Source organism: Streptomyces thermospinosisporus (genome assembly GCF_039526425.1).
Lineage (GTDB): Bacteria > Actinomycetota > Actinomycetes > Streptomycetales > Streptomycetaceae > Streptomyces > Streptomyces thermocarboxydovorans.
Genome location: NZ_BAAAIZ010000114.1, coordinates 12395 through 30911, shown reverse-complemented (window position 1 = coordinate 30911; position 18517 = coordinate 12395). Strand labels below are relative to the sequence as shown.

General features: G+C 69.1%; 18 protein-coding genes. 12 read left to right on the top strand and 6 right to left on the bottom strand.

Features of this window, described 5'->3' with window-relative positions; genetic code table 11:
* Positions 1-59: 59 nt before the first annotated feature.
* The gene (locus tag ABD207_RS28985) at positions 60-314 is read right to left on the bottom strand and encodes a helix-turn-helix domain-containing protein (RefSeq protein WP_344016195.1); all 255 of its coding nucleotides are present in this window, start codon (positions 312-314) and stop codon (positions 60-62) included.
* A gap of 75 nt (positions 315-389) precedes the next feature.
* Between ABD207_RS28985 and ABD207_RS28980 the strand changes: the two genes are divergently transcribed.
* The 4 genes from ABD207_RS28980 to ABD207_RS28965 all read left to right on the top strand — a co-directional run bounded on the left by ABD207_RS28980 (position 390) and on the right by ABD207_RS28965 (position 5403).
* On the top strand, positions 390-1520 hold the full coding sequence (locus tag ABD207_RS28980; protein ID WP_344016191.1) for a DNA methyltransferase: 1131 nt from the start codon (positions 390-392) through the stop codon (positions 1518-1520).
* Positions 1521-1641: 121 nt separating this feature from the next.
* Complete coding sequence (locus tag ABD207_RS28975) at positions 1642-2766, top strand: hypothetical protein (protein WP_344016190.1); 1125 nt, start codon at positions 1642-1644, stop codon at positions 2764-2766.
* Between the two features lie 44 nt (positions 2767-2810).
* Entirely contained in the window at positions 2811-5039 is a 2229-nt protein-coding gene (locus ABD207_RS28970) for an ATP-binding protein (RefSeq protein WP_344016189.1), read from the top strand.
* Positions 5040-5067: 28 nt separating this feature from the next.
* Positions 5068-5403: a winged helix-turn-helix transcriptional regulator gene (locus tag ABD207_RS28965; RefSeq protein ID WP_344016188.1), complete on the top strand. Its 336-nt coding sequence runs from the start codon at positions 5068-5070 to the stop codon at positions 5401-5403.
* A gap of 28 nt (positions 5404-5431) precedes the next feature.
* Here ABD207_RS28965 and ABD207_RS28960 read toward each other — a convergent pair whose 3' ends face one another.
* Both ABD207_RS28960 and ABD207_RS28955 read right to left on the bottom strand, forming a co-directional pair.
* Positions 5432-6001, bottom strand: coding sequence for a peptide deformylase (locus ABD207_RS28960; RefSeq protein ID WP_344016187.1), 570 nt, complete (start codon positions 5999-6001; stop codon positions 5432-5434).
* Positions 5998-6972 carry a helix-turn-helix domain-containing protein gene (locus ABD207_RS28955; protein ID WP_344016186.1) on the bottom strand — a complete coding sequence of 325 codons (975 nt, stop codon included), beginning with the start codon at positions 6970-6972 and terminating at the stop codon, positions 5998-6000. Before ABD207_RS28955 ends, ABD207_RS28960 begins: the two co-directional genes overlap by 4 nt.
* A gap of 148 nt (positions 6973-7120) precedes the next feature.
* On the opposite strand from ABD207_RS28955, the gene ABD207_RS28950 reads away from it, so the two are divergent.
* The 8 genes from ABD207_RS28950 (at position 7121) to ABD207_RS28915 (ending at position 14195) form a co-directional block, all read left to right on the top strand.
* On the top strand, positions 7121-8272 hold the full coding sequence (locus tag ABD207_RS28950; protein WP_344016185.1) for a glycosyltransferase: 1152 nt from the start codon (positions 7121-7123) through the stop codon (positions 8270-8272).
* Positions 8269-8973 (top strand): hypothetical protein, encoded by a 705-nt coding sequence (locus tag ABD207_RS28945; protein WP_344016184.1) that lies wholly within the window; start codon positions 8269-8271, stop codon positions 8971-8973. The genes ABD207_RS28950 and ABD207_RS28945 overlap by 4 nt, the downstream gene beginning before the upstream one ends.
* Positions 8970-10199 (top strand): glycosyltransferase, encoded by a 1230-nt coding sequence (locus ABD207_RS28940; protein ID WP_344016183.1) that lies wholly within the window; start codon positions 8970-8972, stop codon positions 10197-10199. Before ABD207_RS28945 ends, ABD207_RS28940 begins: the two co-directional genes overlap by 4 nt.
* Positions 10200-11066, top strand: a complete 867-nt coding sequence (locus ABD207_RS28935) for a glycosyltransferase family 2 protein (RefSeq protein WP_344016182.1) — start codon at positions 10200-10202, stop codon at positions 11064-11066.
* Between the two features lie 47 nt (positions 11067-11113).
* Complete coding sequence (locus tag ABD207_RS28930; RefSeq protein ID WP_344016181.1) at positions 11114-11638, top strand: P-loop nucleotide/nucleoside kinase family protein; 525 nt, start codon at positions 11114-11116, stop codon at positions 11636-11638.
* A 174-nt stretch (positions 11639-11812) separates the two neighbouring features.
* Positions 11813-12646, top strand: a complete 834-nt coding sequence (locus ABD207_RS28925) for a hypothetical protein (RefSeq protein ID WP_344016180.1) — start codon at positions 11813-11815, stop codon at positions 12644-12646.
* Complete coding sequence (locus ABD207_RS28920) at positions 12646-13626, top strand: hypothetical protein (RefSeq protein ID WP_344016179.1); 981 nt, start codon at positions 12646-12648, stop codon at positions 13624-13626. Before ABD207_RS28925 ends, ABD207_RS28920 begins: the two co-directional genes overlap by 1 nt.
* A complete protein-coding gene (locus ABD207_RS28915; RefSeq protein ID WP_344016178.1) occupies positions 13623-14195 on the top strand; it encodes a hypothetical protein in 573 nt (190 codons plus the stop codon). Before ABD207_RS28920 ends, ABD207_RS28915 begins: the two co-directional genes overlap by 4 nt.
* 50 nt (positions 14196-14245) lie before the next feature.
* Here ABD207_RS28915 and ABD207_RS28910 read toward each other — a convergent pair whose 3' ends face one another.
* Genes ABD207_RS28910 through ABD207_RS28900 form a run of 3 tightly spaced genes read right to left on the bottom strand, consistent with a single transcriptional unit; the run spans position 14246 to position 18398 of the window.
* Positions 14246-14821: a DUF6262 family protein gene (locus ABD207_RS28910; RefSeq protein ID WP_344016177.1), complete on the bottom strand. Its 576-nt coding sequence runs from the start codon at positions 14819-14821 to the stop codon at positions 14246-14248.
* Positions 14818-17355 (bottom strand): tyrosine-type recombinase/integrase, encoded by a 2538-nt coding sequence (locus ABD207_RS28905; protein ID WP_344016176.1) that lies wholly within the window; start codon positions 17353-17355, stop codon positions 14818-14820. The genes ABD207_RS28910 and ABD207_RS28905 overlap by 4 nt, the downstream gene beginning before the upstream one ends.
* Entirely contained in the window at positions 17352-18398 is a 1047-nt protein-coding gene (locus ABD207_RS28900) for a tyrosine-type recombinase/integrase (protein WP_344016194.1), read from the bottom strand. Before ABD207_RS28900 ends, ABD207_RS28905 begins: the two co-directional genes overlap by 4 nt.
* Positions 18399-18517 lie beyond the last annotated feature (119 nt).

Here is an 18517-nt window from a genome sequence, read left to right as displayed (position 1 = left end):
CGGAGTTCATGCCCACCACAGCCGAACCAACAGATCACGTTCGGAAAGCGGATGGCTTCTCAGCTAGAGGTTCTGGGAGGGTCAGCGAGCGATTGGGCGTCGCGGGTGGAGTCCTGCCGAGTGAAGGTATACAACTCGTCCAGTGATAGCCCCAGCTCAGTGGCCAGGGCGGCAACGGTGAAGAATTCTGGCGTAGCCGTCCGGCCCTTCTCGATACTGCGGACGGTTTCGACGGAGATGCCGGCGCTGCGGGCTACGGCCTCGGCGGAGCGACCAGAGGCGCGGCGGGCCTGCGTCAGACGGGAGGCGAGCATCTGCCCACGGCGCTGGGCGGCAGGATCGAGCCTCCTTCGTGGCATGGGTGTAACTATACCTGTATCATTACACCTATGACGGTGACGGCGGCGGCCCCTTCCTTGAGCTGGCCCGAAGATGTGCTGCGGCTGAATGCCGTCTGCCCGTACTACACGATGTTTCCGTTGGACTTTCCGCTTCAGCAGCTGGCTGCCCACCCGCAGGCCACCCGAGTGCTGGACCCGTTCTGCGGGCGGGGTACCACGCTGTATGCCGCACGCCTGGCCGGACTGCCGTCGGTGGGCATCGACATCAACCCGGTGGCCGTCGCCATAGCGCAGGCCAAGCTCATCCGGGTCACACCGGCCGCCGTGGTCAGGCTCGCCCGGCAGATCCTCGACGGCGGTATGCGGGGTGAGGTACCCGAGGGCGAGTTTTGGCAGTGGTGCTTCGAGCGTGAGACGCTGCACGAGCTCGTGACTCTACGCGAGGCCCTGCTGGAGATGACCACGCCGACGGCGGCGATGTTGCGGGCAGTCATGCTGGGCATCCTGCACGGCCCGCGCAACAAAAACCTCCCGTCGTATCTGTCGAACCAGATGCCGCGTACCTACGCCTCCAAGCCTGCCTACGCGGTGAAGTTCTGGTCCCAGCGCAACATGAAGCCGGTGCGCATCCCGTCCTTGGAGGTCATTGAGCGGCGGTCTAAGCGCCTGTTGGATGCGGCCCCTCTTGCTCATGGCGGGAAGGTGTATCAGGGGGACTCCGTCGAGATCCTCAACGGCCTGCGGCAGAAGTTCGACCTGGTGGTCACCTCGCCGCCGTACTACGGCATGCGCACCTACGTGGCGGATCAGTGGCTGCGCTCGTGGTTCCTCGGTGGTCCTCCGGAGGTCCCCTACGGTACGCATGGGCAGATCGCCCGCCAGCCGAACCAGGAGGCGTTCATCCAGGCTCTGGCCGAGGTGTGGGCCGCCACTGCCCGCCGCTGCCGCCAAGGCGCCCGGCTCGCCATCCGCTTCGGTGCCCTGCCCTCCGCCCGTACCGAACCGGAGCAGATGCTGCTGGCCTCCGTGAAGGAAGCGAAAGCCGGGTGGGTCATCAAGGACGTCCACAAGGCTGGCACTCCTCCCAAGCGCACCCGGCAAGCCGAGCAGTTCGGCAAGGCTGGCTCCGCCATCGAGGAGATCGACCTTGTGGCCGAGTTGGTCGGACTGCCCCGATGATCGGGTAACCCGGTTACTTCCCACAACTGCGTAACGGACTGTCAGTGCCTCGTGTCATGCTGTGGGGCCAGACGAGTGAATCACTCGGCTGTGACAGCACGAGCGGGGTGTGGGGAGAGGCATGTTCGACGCGGACCAGATCAGGCAGCTCAAGCAGCTGATCGGCGACCAGGTCGAAGCTGGCCGCGCGGAGCTGGACAAGCTGGTCCAGCAGGCCCGCGCCATCCGCTCCGAGGTCCGGGTGATTAAGCCGCGGGCAGCAACGTCGGTCGCGCTGATGTCCTCTGACGGAGGCAACAACAAGGTCGCATTCAACCCGTTCTACCTGCAGGTCGTCCGGGTCGTTGACTCCAACGGCAAAGAGCTGTGTATGGAGGTCGTCTCCCCGATCTCCGACATCGACGCCCTGAGCCGCCGCCAGTTCCACGAGGACGGCAGCCCGCGCACCGCCCTCGGCAGGATGATGCACGGCCTCGGCGTCGAAAGACTCCAGGACCTCTCCCCGATGATGTCCGGCAAGTCGCCCAGCTGGGTGCAGGTCTTCCGCGATCTGTGCGAGTGGGCCACCCTGTACGACCTGATCTGCCACCGCGACTACGCGGTCGACACCCTGATCGTCCGCGACGGCCTACTGCGCAGCAAGATCTTCCACGGCGAGCTGTTCGTGAAGATGGGCGAGCTGATGTATGAGGCCATCGAACGAATCCGGCGCAATGACCGCCGCAAGGTGTGGCTGGTGGGGCTGGCGAAGAAGACCCAAGTCCTGGAGTACTACCGACTTGCGATCTCTCTGTCCGGCGTGTTCGACAACGGCGCCGCCTGCTTCGCCAAGGTGCCTCCGGAGATGCTGGACGAGGTGTACGTGTGGGACGAGTACACGAGAGGCATTGAAGACGAGTCCAAGGGCGAGAAGCCGAAGTTCAACATCGGTTCCATGTACTTCGTCCGCTTTGGACCATACTCCGGCGACCCCATCTGGACCGTGGACGTCATGGCCCGCCAGGACAAGGAAGCTCAGGCGATCTTCGGCTACCTGCAGGCCGACGCCGTGGCCGGCTTCCCGATCCCGCTCTACCCGAACTGCATCCAGCAGGCTGACAGCTTCTCCCGCGTCGCCGACCTGGACATGGACATCATCGAAGACCAGCTCGTCGACGCCGTCCGCAACCAGGTCGGCGAAGAGAAGGCCCCGGTCATCGACGCCCTGCGGCTGGCCTCCGACGTGGCCGCCCGCCGCTACGAGTAACACCTTTTTCTGTCCGCCCCGCGCACTGTGGAGCAAGAACCGTCATGAGCCTGTTCGAGCGCGACAAAGTCGTCGGCACCTTCCGCGGCTTCGCCGAAAGCGGCATGGAGTTCCACGCCGATCTCGTCCTGCCGCACCACGACGACTTCCAGACCATGGCCATGCACGGCCAGTTCGTCCTTGTCCAGCTCGAACACGAGCGTGAAGCCATCCTGGGACGGATCACCACCATCTCCTCCCAAGGCCGCCTGGTGTCCCCCATCGGTGAGGACTACGCCACCCGCGCTGTGCGCGACCAGCGGCCCATCCCTGACGAGCTGCGCGAGCGCTACCTGAAGTACAAGGTCGACATCCGCATCCTCGGCGTTCTCCGCATGGAGGGCGACAAGCACATCTTCGTCCCCAGCCACCGGCGCCTGCCGCACGTCGGCGCCCAGGTCGCCCTCCTGGGAGACGACCTTCTCGCTGAGGTCGTCAACGCCAACGACACCGACGACGGCGCGGTGCCCATCGGTTTCCTCGCCTTCGGTGAATTTGTCTACGCCGGTAACGACAAGCGCGTAGGCGACACCTCCTGGATGCAGATCCAGCAGCCCGCGATCATGCCGACCTTCCAGATCGACAAACTCGTAGCGCGTCGCAGCTTCGTCTTCGCCCGCGCCGGCTTTGGCAAGTCCAACCTGGTCAAACTGCTCTTCTCCGCCCTCTACGAGCACCAGCCCACTGTCCCGCGCCGGTCCGGCGAGGCACCCGTGGGCACGGTCATCTTCGACCCGGACGGCGAATACTTCTGGCCCGACTTCAAGGGCCGCCCCGCCCTGTGTGACGTGCCGCACCTGCGCGACAAGCTGGTGGTCTTCACCAACCGCAAGGGCCCCAGCGACTTCTACCAGTCCTTCGTCGTCAACGGCGTCAAGCTGAACATCAAGGAACTGCAGGCCTCACGCGTACTCGGTATCGCGCTGCCGCCGGAGAAGCAGGACCAGCAGAACGTCGTCAAGCTCAAGTCCCTCGACGGGCCCAAGTGGAGCCGTCTCGTCGACCTGATCCACCGCGACAAGTACGGAGCCGACCGCGACCAGGTGCGGGAGATCCTGAACCTCGGCGAAAGCCAGGAAGCCGAAACGAACGCTGCGATCGGCAACATGACCCGCGTCGTGAACGCTCTCCACGACCCCGACAGCCAGCTCCTGAGCGCTCTGAAGGACTGCCTGGCCCAGGGCAAGCTCTGCGTGGTGGACATCTCCCAGATGCGTGGCTCTCAGGGACTCCAGCTCGCCGGCGTCATCCTCGGCGACATCTTCGAGCACAACCAGAACCAGTTCACTGAGGCCGACCCCAAGTCCATCCCTACCATCGCCGTCATCGAGGAGGCGCAGTCCGTCCTCGGTGGCTCCAGCCAGAGCGAGGACGGTCCCTTCGTCTCCTGGGTCAAGGAAGGCCGCAAATACGACCTCGGCGCCCTGCTCATCACGCAGCAGCCGGGCAGCCTGCCGCAGGAACTCCTAAGCCAGGGAGACAACTTCTTCGTCTTCCACCTGCTCTCGCAGGGTGACCTGATCTCCCTGAAGAAGGCCAACGCCCACTTCTCCGAGGACTTGCTCGCCACCCTGCTCAACGAGCCGCTCGTCGGCAACGGCGTCTACTGGTCTAGTGCACCCGGCACCGACCGGCACTCGCGCCCTTACCCCATCTCGGTGCGCGTCCTCAGTTTCGAGGACTCCTACGAGATGGCCGACCCCGACTACTCGCTCCCGGCCCCCGACAGCTTCGCCGCCCAAGCCCGAACCGCCGTTGAAAAGCGACGTTCCGAAGCTCGGGCCGCCTCCGCCAGTCTCGCCGCCAGCCATCCGCAAGGCACCACCAGCGTGGCAGCTGGGGAAGAGCCCGCGGCAGACGACAGCGCAATCGCGATCGTCCACCTGCGTGACAACAAGCCCGAGTTCCACAAGATGATCAACACCACTCGCGGCATCAAGTGGGGCCATCTCGCCCACATGCTGGCAGAGAAGGCACCCGCCCATGCCCAGCGCGATGGGTCCGCCTTCGACTGGGGCCTGCGTCTAGTGAAGCAGGCGCTTGATCAGCTCTACCCGGGCCAGTGGGTCGCGGTCGCCCGGGAAGACGATAAGAATCCGGGCAAGTTCCCCAAGTTCGTCATGCTCAAGGAACACGCACCGAAGGCCGAACCCGAAGCGAACCAGAAGGACGACGAGACGCACAGCGACGCTCTGTTCGACACCGTCGAGAACGGGGAGAAGCCTCCCTTCTAAGCTCGTACCACGCCGAGGAAGGAGGGACATGAGCGCCAGCGACCGCAGCACCCCGCTGTCCCGGGCCCAGAATGACCTCCTTCAAACCCTTTCGGCCAGGTGGACGATGCACATCCTGCTGGCGCTCCACGCCTTTGAAGACTCGCGACGATTCGGCGAGATCCAGGGAGACGTCCCCGGCATTTCCAACCGCATGCTCTCCAGTCGCCTAGCTGATCTGGAGAGCAGCGGACTGGTATCCCGGCATGTCGCTGCAACCCGGCCGGTCACCATCACCTACCGGCTCACGGACCTCGGTCAGCAAGTAGCTGTCACGCTGAATCGGCTGCGGGACGTGGCGGCTTCCTCCGCTAAGTCACAGTGAATGCGCTGGTAGCGGCACTCGTGAAGGATCAAGTGCCATCGTAGACCCAGGTCTGACCAGTCTGCCGGTACTGCTCGACGGGGATGGGGTCGACTCCGGTCCTCATGCGGGCGGTGTACAGCAGGCCGTCGAGGTGGTCGATCTCGTGGTGGATGAGGCGGGCGAGGCCGCGTTCGTACACGGTGGTGACGGTCTCGCCGGTCAGGGCCGTGGTCTCGACGGTGATCTTCAGGGGGCGGGGGACGAGGCCGCGGACGTCGAAGAAGCTGAGGCAGCCCTCGTACTGCTCGTCCATCTCCTCGGAGCGGTCGATGATCTCCGGGTTGAGCAGGATGATGGCGGGTGCGGCGCCCGGCGGCTGGACGACTGCGGCGGCCCGGCCAATGCCGATCTGCGGAGCGGCGATGCCCATGCCCTTGGCGAAGGGGTGGACCTGACCGATCCGCTCCATGACGGCGAACAGCTCGTCGGTGATGCGCTCGGCCTCATCGCGCTCGGCGGGCAGGTCGAAGGCGCGGGCCGGTTCGGCGAGGATGCCGGCGCCGTGCTGGACGACTCCGAGGTCTCGCATCTGCTGGCTGGGCCGCACGTCAATCACCTGAACTCCCCTTGATCCGTTTCGCGTTCGGGCCGTGCCCGGAACCGCCACTCAAGACGGTACCGAGCGTGCAGAGCGGGTGTGGCCGTGATCCACGTGAATTGCCGTAGGTCACCGTCGTCGCTGCGGACAGGCGGCGTCCGCAGCGGGGAGGCTTCGGCGGTCATCGAGGTCTCGGTGCCCCAGACCACCGGGTCGAGGTGGGCGGGGAAGACGAGCTGGACTTCGAGTTGTTCGGTGGGCAGACGGACGGCGCGCTGGAACCAGTTGCCCCACTTGTCGTCCCCGACGGTGTACGCGTACTCGATCCACACGGACTCGCCGGGGTAGAGCGGGAAGCGGCCGTGCTCGTTGTCGAACAGCAGCCAGACTTCCTTGAAGGCGTCGCGGTCGTGCTTGGCCTGCCAGCGCATGGCCTCGCCCCGGCAGGTGGCCGTGAGGTCGAGTTCATCCCAGGTCAGCGGGTGTGCCCGGTAGTGCGCGTTGGACCGCTCGGGGTCGCCGGGGTAGCGGTCGACGCTGATGCGGATTAGGTAGCGGGTCACCGGTTCGGCGCCGGTGTTCCGCAGCAGTCGGCGCATGGTGAGCCGGTACGAACGGCCGTCGTACTTCAGGTGGGCGGCGTCGTGTTCGACCACGAGGGCGGAGCCGGTGGCGTACGGCTGCTCGGGCCTGCGCGGGGCCGGCGGGGCCGCGGGCGGGCGCCTGTCGCGGGTGCGGGCCTGCTCGTAGTCGCACCAGCGGCGCCAGATCGCCTTCCCGGCGTTCAGGGCTTCGTCGGCGAGCCGGGCGAATTCCTCGGTGGGCTTGGTGCGGCCGGACTCCATATGGCTGACGTAGGACGGGTCGAAGCCCATGGCCTGGGCTAACGCCCGCTTGGACATGCCGCGTACCTCCCGCCACCTGGCCACCTCGGCCGCGAAGTCCTCGGCCGCCTGCTCGACGGTGATCTCCTCGCTGTGCGCGTCCATCGAAGCCCCGCCCCGCGTCACTTGTTGGTGAGCATGAATGAACCGTGAGTGATCCAAGTTCATCATCCCGTCACGGCTCACGTCGCCGGTTTCCTTCCCTCACCGACCCGGATCGACCCGTCCGGGCAGATGAGGGAGGCGACGCCCCATGCGCGTGCTGTACCTGCTGAACATCTCTAACCCCGACCGGCTGTCGGCGGACTCGGGCTGGATCTTCGCGGACCTGCTGGCCCCGGCCCTGGTCGACGCCGGGGCCGAGGTGACTGTCGCGGCCCCGGCTGCGGCCGGAGACACCCGCTGCCGCTTCCACCAGACGAAGGTGCCGGGGACGAAGTACCGGGCCCGGTTCTCGGCGGACATCGACGAGCTGGTGGCGCTGATCCGGGCCGAGCGGCCGGATGTGGTGGTAGCCAATCAGGTCGAGGAGGCTCCGGCGGTCCGCACGACCCTGCTGGAGGCCGGATCTGACGCCCTGCTCGCCGGGTACTGCCACTACCTGCCGTTCTCCTTCACCGGCGGCGGTCAGCTCCTGCTGGACCCGTCCTTGAACGACGCGGGGCTGGGCCGGCCGGTGCTGCTGGCCTTCGCCGCCGGCCTGGCCGCCTGCGACCGGGTGATGGTCCACTCCTCCACGGCCGCCTCCTGGGTGTCGGCCGCCGCCGCCCGGATGACCGTGGACCTGGGCGACCGGCTGCGGGTGGTGCCCGCCCCGCGCGATGAGCGCCTGGTCCGCGACCCCGCCGCCCGGCCCGCGGCCGGCGGGGCGATCGGCATCTACAACCACCGGCTGTACGCGCACTACGGCACCGAGCAGTTCGTGGACCTGGCCCGCGACCTGGTCACCTCCGGCACTGTGAGGCTGCGGGTGATGGACCTGTTCGGCCAGCGCCGGGCCGAACGCAAGGGCCTGGACGACAGCCCGGAGAAGATGCGCGACAAGCTCGCCGCCCTGCCGCACGTCCAGGTCGTCTCCGACCGGGGCGACCGCGTCCGCTACAAGAATCTGCTGGCCGGCGCCCGCTTCGGCATCGCCCCGTTCAGGCCTGGCTGCCCCTGGTCGATGAGCGTGATCGACTGCCAGGGCATGGGCCTGCCGGTCATCTCGCCCCGGCTGGGCTGGCTGGCCGAGCACATCGACCCCGAGCTGTGCTTCACCACGACGGCCGAGGCCGTCACCCTGGCCGAACGCCTCGTCACCGACGACGAGTTCCACGCCGTGCACGCCAAGCGGGCCCACGCCTCCACCGCCGACTTCGCCCCCGCTCTGGTCGCTGCCCGCTACCTGGAGGCCATCTCGTGACCGGCTTCGACGCGGTTCTCCTGTCGTACGACGAGCCGATGGCCAACTCCCTGCACTCCCGGCTCCAGCGGACGCTGGGCGGCACCGTCAAGCGCCTGCACGGCGTGCACGGGATGCGCCGGGCCTACCGGCTGTGCGCCGAGGTCGTCGACCGTGAGCAGTTCTTCCTCGCCGACGGCGACTTCGCCATCGACACCGACTTCGATGTGGCCACGGTGGAGCCGCTGGACGAGGGGGTGTCCATGCGGGTGTGGCGGGCGGTCAACCCGGTCAACGGCCTGACCTACGGCTACGGCGGGCTGAAGCTGATCCGCCGCAGTGCCCTGCGGGAGATGGGCGAGGCCGTGGACGTGCTCGCCGCCCTGCCCGGCCGTATCGAGTTCGCCCAGCACACCGCCGGGGTCACCCGGTTCAACCAGAGCCCCTTCCACGCCTGGAAGGCCGGTTTCCGTGAGTGCGCGATGCTGGCCCGCGGCAGCGAGTACGGGATGGCCGACGACGACGCCCGCCAGCGCCTTCAGGCATGGACGACGAGCCACAGCGGCGAGTTCGCCGCCTACGCCGCCGCCGGGGCCCGGGAAGGCGTCTCCTTCGCCCGCGAAGCCGCCCGCGATCCGCAGCGGTTCGACCACCTCAACGACCCCACCTGGCTGCGCGAGAGGTTCACCGCCGCCCACGGGGATCAGGCGGTGTCCGGATGACCGGTCCGCTCGTGCTCATCGAGCCGTACGCGAACCACCTGGGCGGGCACCACCAGCGCACGCTGGTAGCCCTCGCCCAGGCCCGGCCCGGCAGTCTGGTCATCGCCCCGCACGGGATCGCCGCCGAGTCGGTCCGTGCCCTGCGCGAGGCGGGTTCCCGGCTGGTCACCGGCCCGTCCGGGCGGGCGGCGGGCGGTCTGCTGGCCGCCGCCCGGTTGACCGCCGCGCTCTCCGCGGCCGGACAGCGGGTCTTCGGGTCGCGCCGTTGGCCCCACCGCCTGCGGCGGCTGCCGCACCAGGTCACCCTCCTCGCCCGCTGCCTCACCGAGGGGGCGGCCCTGCGGGCTGCCCGCCGGCTGGAGCCCGGCGCCGACGCGGTGGTGATCCTCACCGCGAGCGAGGCCCTGCACGGCGCCGCCGCCCTTTTGGGCGGCCAGCCGCACCTGCGGTGCGTCCACGAGGCGGTCACCACAGAGGACGCCGCCGTACGGCTGCTCGGCCGGCTCGCCCGCCGGGGCGAGGGACGGGTGGTCGCGGTGTATCCGACGCAGGCCGTCGCCGACCAGTTCGCCGCTGCCTTCCCCGAGCTGCCCGCGGTGGTCGGCGGCTTCGCGGTCGACGACGGCCGCCGCCTGTCCGCTGCTGAACGCGAGGGCGGCCGGGCCGCGTTCGACATCCCCGCCAGCGAGGCCGTGGTCTGCCTGGTGGGCGGCTGGTGGCCCTACAAGGACATCGACACCGTCGACGCAGCCCTGGCCCGGCTGAAGGAGCCGATGCACCTGGTGGTCACCGGCTCCCCGCTGGACGAAGCCGTCCTGAAGCGGTGGCGGGACCTGCCCGGCCTGCGGGTGCACATCGTGCCCGGCCCGGTCAGCGAAGCCGTACTGCGGCTGGTGTATGCCGCCGCCGACGCCGCCCTGGTCACCCGCCGCCCCGGGACCGGCAAGGAATCCGGGCTCGTCATGGATTCCGCCCGCCTCGGCGTCCCCCTGATCGTCTCCGACCACGATCCGGCCCTCACCGCCCGCCTGCACGGCCAGCCTTGGGCTCTGACGTTCGCTGCCGGCGACCCGGACGCGCTCGCCGACGCCCTGCACACCGTCATCCGCCAGCCGCCCCCGCTGCCCGGCCCCGACGCCCCCGGCCTGCTGGGCATGCGGTCGGCCGCCGGGCAGGCCGACTTCCTCACCCGCACCTTCGCCTGCCTGCGCACAAAGGAGTCCTGAATGCTGAGCACGCCTCCCGCGCTGATCGCCGTTGTCGGCCCCATCGAGCCGCCCCTGCTGGACGCCTGGGTCCGCCACTACCGGTGGCTGGGCGTCGAGCGGTTCCTGATCGCCTTCCACTTTCCCGACCACGTCCCCGACATCCGCCGGCACGAGCTCCAGGCCGCCGTCCGCGAGCTCGGCATCATCCCCACCGGTACCAGCACCGGCCCATGGCATGAGTACACCAACACCCAGCTCAGGGACGCCCTGCGGCACCGGGCCGGGCCCGGCTGGCACCTGCTCGCCGACGCTGACGAGTTCCAGCAGTACCCCGCCCCGCTCGCCGAGGTGATCGCCCAGGCCGACAAGTCCGGGCACCGCGTGGTCGGCGGGCTGCTGCTCGACCGCGTCGCCGCCAGCGGACGCCTGACCGGCTGGCGGCCCGAAGGCGGACTCGACCTCGCCTATCCCCTCGGCGGCCACCTCACCCACCGGCTTCTGCACGGCGACCCCCGAAAGATCGTCCTCGCCCGCCACGACGTGGCCGTGGCCTCCGGGAATCACCGGGCCCCCGGCCACCGGCCGGATGCGGACCGCATCTGTGCGGTCCACCACTTCAAGTGGCGCTCGGGCATCCTGGACGACCTCCACCGACGCATCCAGCACTTCTCCACCGGCACCTGGCAGGAACACACCCCAGCCGTCCGCGACGAGGCTGGCCGCCTGCTGGCCCACGTCGGCCAGCACGGCGGCGTGATCAACACCAGCGACCCGCGGTTCGCCTTCCGCCGGGTGAGCCTGCACCGGATGCCGTCCGGCTGGCCCGCCGAGGCCCGCAGCATCTTCACCACCTGGCAGCCCTACGCGCACACCGGCCAGGACTGAGACAATGCCCGACGCTCGCACACGCTCGCCGCGGAAGGGATGACCACGTGCCCCTCGCCGTTCTCCTGGCCGGCCTGACCGGCTCCGGGAAGACCACCGTCGCCCAGGCCCTGGCCGCCCGCGGCTTTACCCGGCTGTCCGTCGACGAGGAAGTCCACCGCCTCCACGGCCGCTACGGCGTGGACTACCCCGAGCACACCTACTTCGAGCGCGAACGGCCCGTCATCGCAGCGATCCGGCAGCGGTTCCTCAAGGAGATCGAGGCCGGGAACGATGTCGTCCTGGACCACGGGCTGTGGCGCCGCACCGAGCGCGACGCCTGGCGGCAGGCCGCCCGCGAAGCGGGTGGCCACCCCCAGGTCGTCTACCTGCCCGCCGACCGAACCGAGCTGCTGCGACGCCTGGCCGAGCGCAACCAGCGCGAGGACGCCAACGCGCTGACCGTCACCCCCGAAGCCCTCGACGACTTCTTCGCCCGCTTCGACGTCCCCGCCGAGGACGAGGAAGTGATCGTCTACAGCGGAGACTTCAACGCGCTCGTGGCAGCCCTCCGCGACGCCCGCCAGCACTGAGCCCCGGTCATCACTCACACGGGTGCAGCTTGCCTCCACCTTGACCGGCATCCTCGCTGTTCACCACCACTGAGGCGTCAACTCCGCTTTCGTGGCAACACCTTGAAGATCAAACGGTGTGCATTCACCCGATTACTCTGTGCGCTCGTCTTGTCGGTTCAATGAGGAATCCGTATGAGCTACACAGAGCAGGACGTGCGCGAGGGGCGCCGGCTGATGGACGACGGCCGGGAGAACCGGCTGGTGATCGGGGACAAGCTGCTGTCCGTCACGGCTGCGGGCGGGGAGGGTGTCTTCGACCGGTATTGCGACGAGATCAGTCTGAACCTGCGCACGGCCCGCCAGTACCGCCACACCGCCCGGATGTGCACGCCGCCGGTGCGGCAGCTCGTAGCGGACAGTGGCGTCCACGTCAGCTACAGCGTGCTGCGGGAAGGCGCCCGCTTGTCCCCCTCCGGCAAACCGTACGACGAGGACTACGGCACGCTGCGGGCGATGCTGCGGGAGGCCCGCGAGACGGGCGCCGTCCGGATCTCCTTGGCCCAGTACCAGCGGGCCCTGGGCACCGGGCCGGCCTTGCAGGACCTTCTGGACCCAGCCGGGGAAACGTCCGTGTCCCAGTACCTCGGTGTCCTGCTCCAGGACAACCCCGCCGAACGGGACAAGATCCTCAGGGACTTGGTGGAGGAGGACGCCGACTTCCGGGACTCGGTGAAGCGAGCCATGGACGACAAGCGGCGCCGGGACCGCGAGAACCGCATCGACTGCCCCGGTGGGAAGCCGAGCAAGGCCCAGGCCCTGGCCCGCGACCTGGTGCGGCTGCGGGACCAGGCGGTGGCCTTGATGAACCGCTACCCGCGGGCTGTGTCGTTCACCGACGAACAGCGGGCCGCCTGCGAGGAAGCGCTCGGCACGGTCGAAGTCCTCGCGATGTGGGTCAAGGTCCGGCTCGGCAGGGAGACGGCCGGTGCTGAGCGGGCCGAGGCCCGGGACATGGTGGCCGTGTGATGGACCCGGTCACGGACGACGGCGAGGACCGCCTCAACGCCGATATCGAAGAGTTCGCCACCCATGACAGGAAGGGCGGCTGGGCCCGGGCCCTGCTGATTGCCCGGCGTGTCCAGCCTGACGAGGGGCATGGAGTCGGCTTCGAGCAGGAGTCCACGAAACGGTTCGACCGAACCGTTTTCCGGCGTATCAGCGCGCGGGAGTTCGCCCGCCGCTCGGGGACAAGCCACAAGCGCGTTATGGCCTTTCATGAGGCGTGGAAGCGTGCGGCTGCCGACGGGATCGTTCCCCCCTTCCACAAGCTGGAACCCGGCTTGCACGTTGAGCTGCCGGACGAGGAGGAGGTGCCGTTCTTCGGCGAGCACGGCTACTACCGCAGCTACGAAGCCCGTATGAACAACGGCGAACGACGGCAGGCGATCGAGCAGGAAGCCGAACGGGCAGGCATCAAGCCGGGCTCCCCCGTCTACGTAGCTCAGCAGCCCAAGGCGCTGAAGACCGCGATCCTGGCCGACGCCACCGCCCGTGCCGCCGCGAAGGAGGCCCTGGACGAGTTCGAGCGGCGCCAGGCCCACGCGGACACCGAAGACCGGTCGGCGGCCCGTCACGCGGCCGAGGATCGCGACTGGGCCTTCGACCGCGCGGCAGCCCTCGCCGGACGCCAGCAGCAGGAGGTGGAAGCCGCGGATGTCGAGCGGGCCGTACGGGCCGTCGCCCGGGAGACGGCCGACCCGGACCTGGCCCTGGCCGTGTTCACCGAGATGACGCAGGTCCGCCTGGGCACGCTGCGGGTGCTGTCGCTGCTGCAACGCAGCCAGTTGCAGTTCACCGACGACCGCCGCCGGGCCATCGCCGAGCTGTGCGGTGCCTCCGAGGCGGCCATCGGCTTCATCCGCGACCTGGTCGCCGGGCCCTACACCGCGCTGAACGATGACGCCCTGCAAGCGTTCCTGGACGAAAGCGAGAAGAAGCTGGGATGAGCGCCAAGCACGACAGCGGCACCCCCTCCCAGGCCGAGCAGGACGCGATCGACGTGCTGCTGTGGCTGAACCACAACACCGGCCGCGAACTGTCCTACGCGGATATCGCCCGCGGCACTGGCATCCCCGACGGCAGCCGGCTGCGGCGGGCGGTACCCCGGGCTCGTGCCGCCGCCCACGTGCTCGGCCACCGCCTCGAACAGTTCATGCCGTCCCGCGACCCGCAGCGGCGCGGAGCGAGGGTGACCCGCTTCCACAAGTCCGGACAGGGCGACGAGTTCGGGGCCCGAGACGCCCTGCTCGCCTGCCGCAAGGCCGTGGCGTACATGGGCGACATGCACCGGGCCTGCACGTTCGAGGCAAACAACCCCAACAGCATCGAGCCCGAGGCGTTCGGGCAGATGGCCGAGGCCGCCGAGGGCTGCATGAAGACGGTCAGCGGCGTGGAGGGCCTGGGCAGCAAGGTCCTTCAGGCGCACGGGACCATGCGGCGCCAGGCCCAGCGCATCGCCGACCTGGAGGCACAGGTTGCAGAGCTGACCTCCCGCCAGTCTGCTGCCTCCGCTTAAGGCGGTAGACGCCCGCAGTGACCGGGGGCCGGGCATCGCCCGGCCCCCGGTCACTGCGGGCCGCGGTTGACGTGCCGCATCATGCGCTTGCCAGCCTCGCGGGCGGCGGCCAGGTCGTCCTCGGTCTCGGTGAGCTTGCGCCTGAGTTCGTCGCGCTCGGCGCGTATCTCGTCGCGCTCGACAGTGAGCCGTTCCACGGCCGCCAGCAGCTCGTCGATCCGGGCGGTCAGCTCCTTGGTGCCGGCCTGGTCGAGCTGGGCGCCCAGGGAGCGCTGGACGGCCTTCTTGAGGCGGTCGCGTTCCTCGCGCAGGGCCTTGTTCTCCTCGCGGACCAGGGCCAGGTCGGTGGCCAGGCTCGCTGCAGAGGCGTCCGCCCCGGCCTGGCTCTTGCGGCGCCCGGCCTTGGCCTGGTTCTTCATGGCGGCCTCGATCTGCTCGCGCACTCCTTCGGCGTAGACGAGCCAGTTCGAGACCCCGGCGGCACGGGCCACCGCGGTGAAGCTGATCGTCTCCCCGCGCTCGGCCATCGCCTCCAGCGTGGCCAGGACCTTGGCGCGTTTGGTCTGGCTGTCCTTCTTGCGGGATGCCCGCAGCACGTCACCGGGGGTGCGCTTGGCCTGGTTCATGCCGTGCTCCCGTCCCTCGGGGCGGGGAAGGCGGGCATGCCGAGTGCGACTGCGGCACGGCTGCCCTGGGCGGCCCGCACCTTGCGCAGAACGGTCGCGGCCTGCTCGACCTCTTCCCGCTCGACCGGGCTCATGGCCTCCACCAGCTTCCTCATCGTCTCTGCGGTCCCCTTGAAGGCCGCGATCTGGTCATCGAGGTTGCGGACGACGAACTCGTCCGCCTCCATCATGACGGCCATCTCCCGGTCAGCCTTCAGCGAGCGGATGTGGTCCTCGATGGCGGGCAGGTACGAGGGGTCGGGCCGGTAGGAGGGGCAGGCGGCGCACTGGAAGCGGATCGGGCACGCTTTGCCGCCGGCCTTGACGTTGGACGGCTCGGTGCAATTGCCGAACGGCACCGCCACCGACCTGGCCTGGTACGCGGTGGCCGATGCCATCGGCGCGGGCTGGCCCTTGCGGTCCACCGTGTGCAGGCGCATCACGTTGACCGCCTGCCGCTTCCGCTTCTGACTGATCTTGTAGTAGCGCTGGGTGGTCTGCATCGACTTGTGGTCCATCAACTCGCGCAGCACGTCGATGGGCACTCCGGCGTCCGCGTGCCGCTGGGCATAGGAGTGCCGGAAGGCGTACGGGTAGATCAGCGAGGTGTCGAACGGTACCCGTTCGCCGTCCTTGCCGAACTCCTCGCCCAGCAGGACGGGGATGCGCTTGGTCCACTCGCGGATCAGGGTAGAGATCTGCCCGGAGACCAGGTGCCGCACGATCCCGTCCTCCCCGGCCGGCGGGAACAGGTACGGCTCGCTGCCGGTGGGCAGCTCCAGCGTGTCGCGGACCGCGAGCCAGGTCTTGATCGTCTCCACGGTGTCGGAGGTGATGGGCAGGCGGCGGCCGTTGCGGCGGCCCTTGCGGTTGTCCCAGACCAGCGACCAGTCGCCGCCGTCGTGTTCGAGGCAGTTCGTCCGCAGCTCGGCGATCTCGTACGGGCGCCGCCCGGTGTCCCGCAGCAGCTCGTAGACGGCGCGGCCCATCGCACCGACCTGCTCGGAAGTCATCCGGCCGTGGGAGACGCCCTGGCCCAGCAGGTGCGTGTGCTGGTCGAGCTGGGCGATGACCGTCTCGGGCAGGGCCTTGCCGGTCTCGTCCTCGTTCGCCTCCTCCTGCTTGATGACGTGGCTGGAGTGGCGGGCGAAGCTGGCGGACATGCCGTCCAGGTGCCCGGCGGCCCGGTTGTAATCGAGGACCTTGAAGAAGAACGACAGCAGGGCGCCCCGCTGCTTGTTCGACATTGGATTGCCGTCCAGCTTCGGCAGGTGGCGGAAGGTGTCGACCACGGCGTTCATGTCGGCGAAGGCCAGCGCGGCCGGGTCCTCGCCGCCGCCGGGCCGGATCTGAAGGGCCCGGGAGGCGGCCAGACAGGCCCGCAGGGCCCGGCGGACCTCGCTCGTCGTCGGCTTCGTCTCTGCGATCCAGGTGACCAAGATCTGCCGCAGCCATGGCTGCCGCACCTCCGAGACGTCCAGACCACCGGGGCGGTGCGTCGGAGTACCGCGCAGTCCCCGCACGCCGAGTTCGGACAGGTCCAGCACGTCCCTGCTGGCCGGGTCGACGCCCTGGAAGCGGTCGAAGGCGCCTGTGACGATGCGGTGGGTCTCCCGCAGCAGGGCATCCACGTTCGCCTGGGCCGGGCCCGTGACCTGCTCGGCGTCGGCGGCGGCAATGCTCATCACGCGGTCGGCGAGGTGGGCGACGGCCTGGCGGACCGCGACCGGGTCGATCTTCTGGCCGCGTTCGTCGCGCTGCTGAAGCGCGTACAGCATCTCCAGGCGGGTCACCGGAGGCAGGGGCGCGAGCGAGAACTGGTGGATGTTCAAAAACGGCGCCTGCCGCTCCAGCCACTCCGCCGTCACCACCGGCGCCGGGCGCCGCCGGCGAGACACGGCCGTGTGCTTCTTCCACCGGGTCTGGTGCATCGAGCACAGCCCGAAGGTGGCCCGCGCGTCGTAACGGCAGCCGGGCACCGCACAGGCGGGCGACGGAGGGTACGGCTTCTGAACGGCGATCCACGCATCCAGGTCGGAGCCGGGGTCACGCTGAAGGTGCTTGTGCCGCCGCGAGCCGTGCGCGTTGCACAACCCCCACAGGATCGACTCGCGCGGGCATCCCGCAACGCGGCAGGCGGCCCGCTGGCCCGCGATCACCCGGTTGCGGTCCGGGACGAAGACGGCCCGGAACTCCCTCAGCTCCAACTCGCTGGCGCGGCAAGCCTTCTCGCAGGTGGCGCACAGGCCCCGGGTGCGGGACAGGCCGTCGCAGGCCGCCGTGGCGCACCGGTAGACCACCGTGCGGGGATTGTCAGGGTCCCCGTTGAACAGCCGGGCCTCACTGTCCCACTCGCCCGGACGCCAGCCGGTGTCGATCCGCTCGCCCAGCCACGCGGTCCAGCCCGCGAGCACGTCCGGCGGCAGGCCGTCCATGCCCGCCTTCCGCGCGGGTCGGGGCTGGTGCAGCGGTACGACATTCCCCGTCGCCGTCACGCGCTGGCTTCCTTCCTCTTGGCGGCCACCATCTCGACGGCGTCGCGTTTGTCCTGGTCAGTTGCGTGGGTGTAGGGGTCCATCGACTGCGGTGAGGCATGCCCGGCCATGTTCTGGGCCACATCCCTGGGCACCCCGGAGCGGACCCACCGGGTGATTGCGGAGTGCCGGAACATGTGAGGCCTGGCCGCGAACCCCGCCCGCTTGGCCAGCCGCCTAAACAGCTCGTACGTGCTGGCGTACTTCATCGGCTCGCCCAGCGGGGCGCGGAAGAGGTTAACGAACACCATGTCGCAGCCGGCCGCCTCCGGTATCTCGTCGCGCTCGTAGCGGTAGTCCGAGTACAGGGCGACGGTCTCGGCCTCGACCGGAATCCAGCGGGACTGCCGCGACTTGGCGTAGGCACCGTTGCTGTTCAGCCGGCGCCGCACGTGCACGTGCGGCCCCTCGATCCGGCAGCCCAGCGAGCTGGAGTCGGGCAGGAAGTGCATGTCCTCCCGCCGCAGCCCCAGGGCCTCGCCGATACGCATCCCGGTCACTGCCAGCAGGGAGACGAGGAACCGGTCACGGGCGTGCGTCGTGCACCCGATGACTTTGGCGATCTGCTCGTCCGACAGCCACTCGTATCCCGGCACCGCGACGCGGTACTTGATCCGCCGGGACTGCACCGTGCGGTGCTGGCCGTCCTCGCCCGGATCGAACCCGGGCGGGGTGTAGCGCAGGAACTTCGGCTGCACGAGCTGGCTCACCACGCTCGCCGGCACCCAGCCCTGAAGCGCACACCACGACAGGAACTCACCGACCGTCCCCATGATCGCGTTGGCGGTGCCCTTGCTGCGAAACCGCGGCACCGGATCGGGCCTTCGCCCCCGCGACGGCAGCGGCTCGTCCACCAGCCACCGCATCATCGCCATCAGCTGAGCCAGGCTCGGGCGGGTCCAGTCCACGCCGTTGGCGGCGCAGTACGACAGGTACAGGGCGATCCGGCCCGCGTACGTCCGCTCGGTGTTGTACGCGCGGTCCGCTCCACGCAGACCCGCCAGGTAGGCACACGCCTCGATGTGCAGTTCGAAGGACTCGTTGACGACGACCCAGTACGTGGAGCCGTCACCAGAGATGGCACGTTCGGCTCGGAAGTGTTGGTGCAGGACAGTAGAGATGG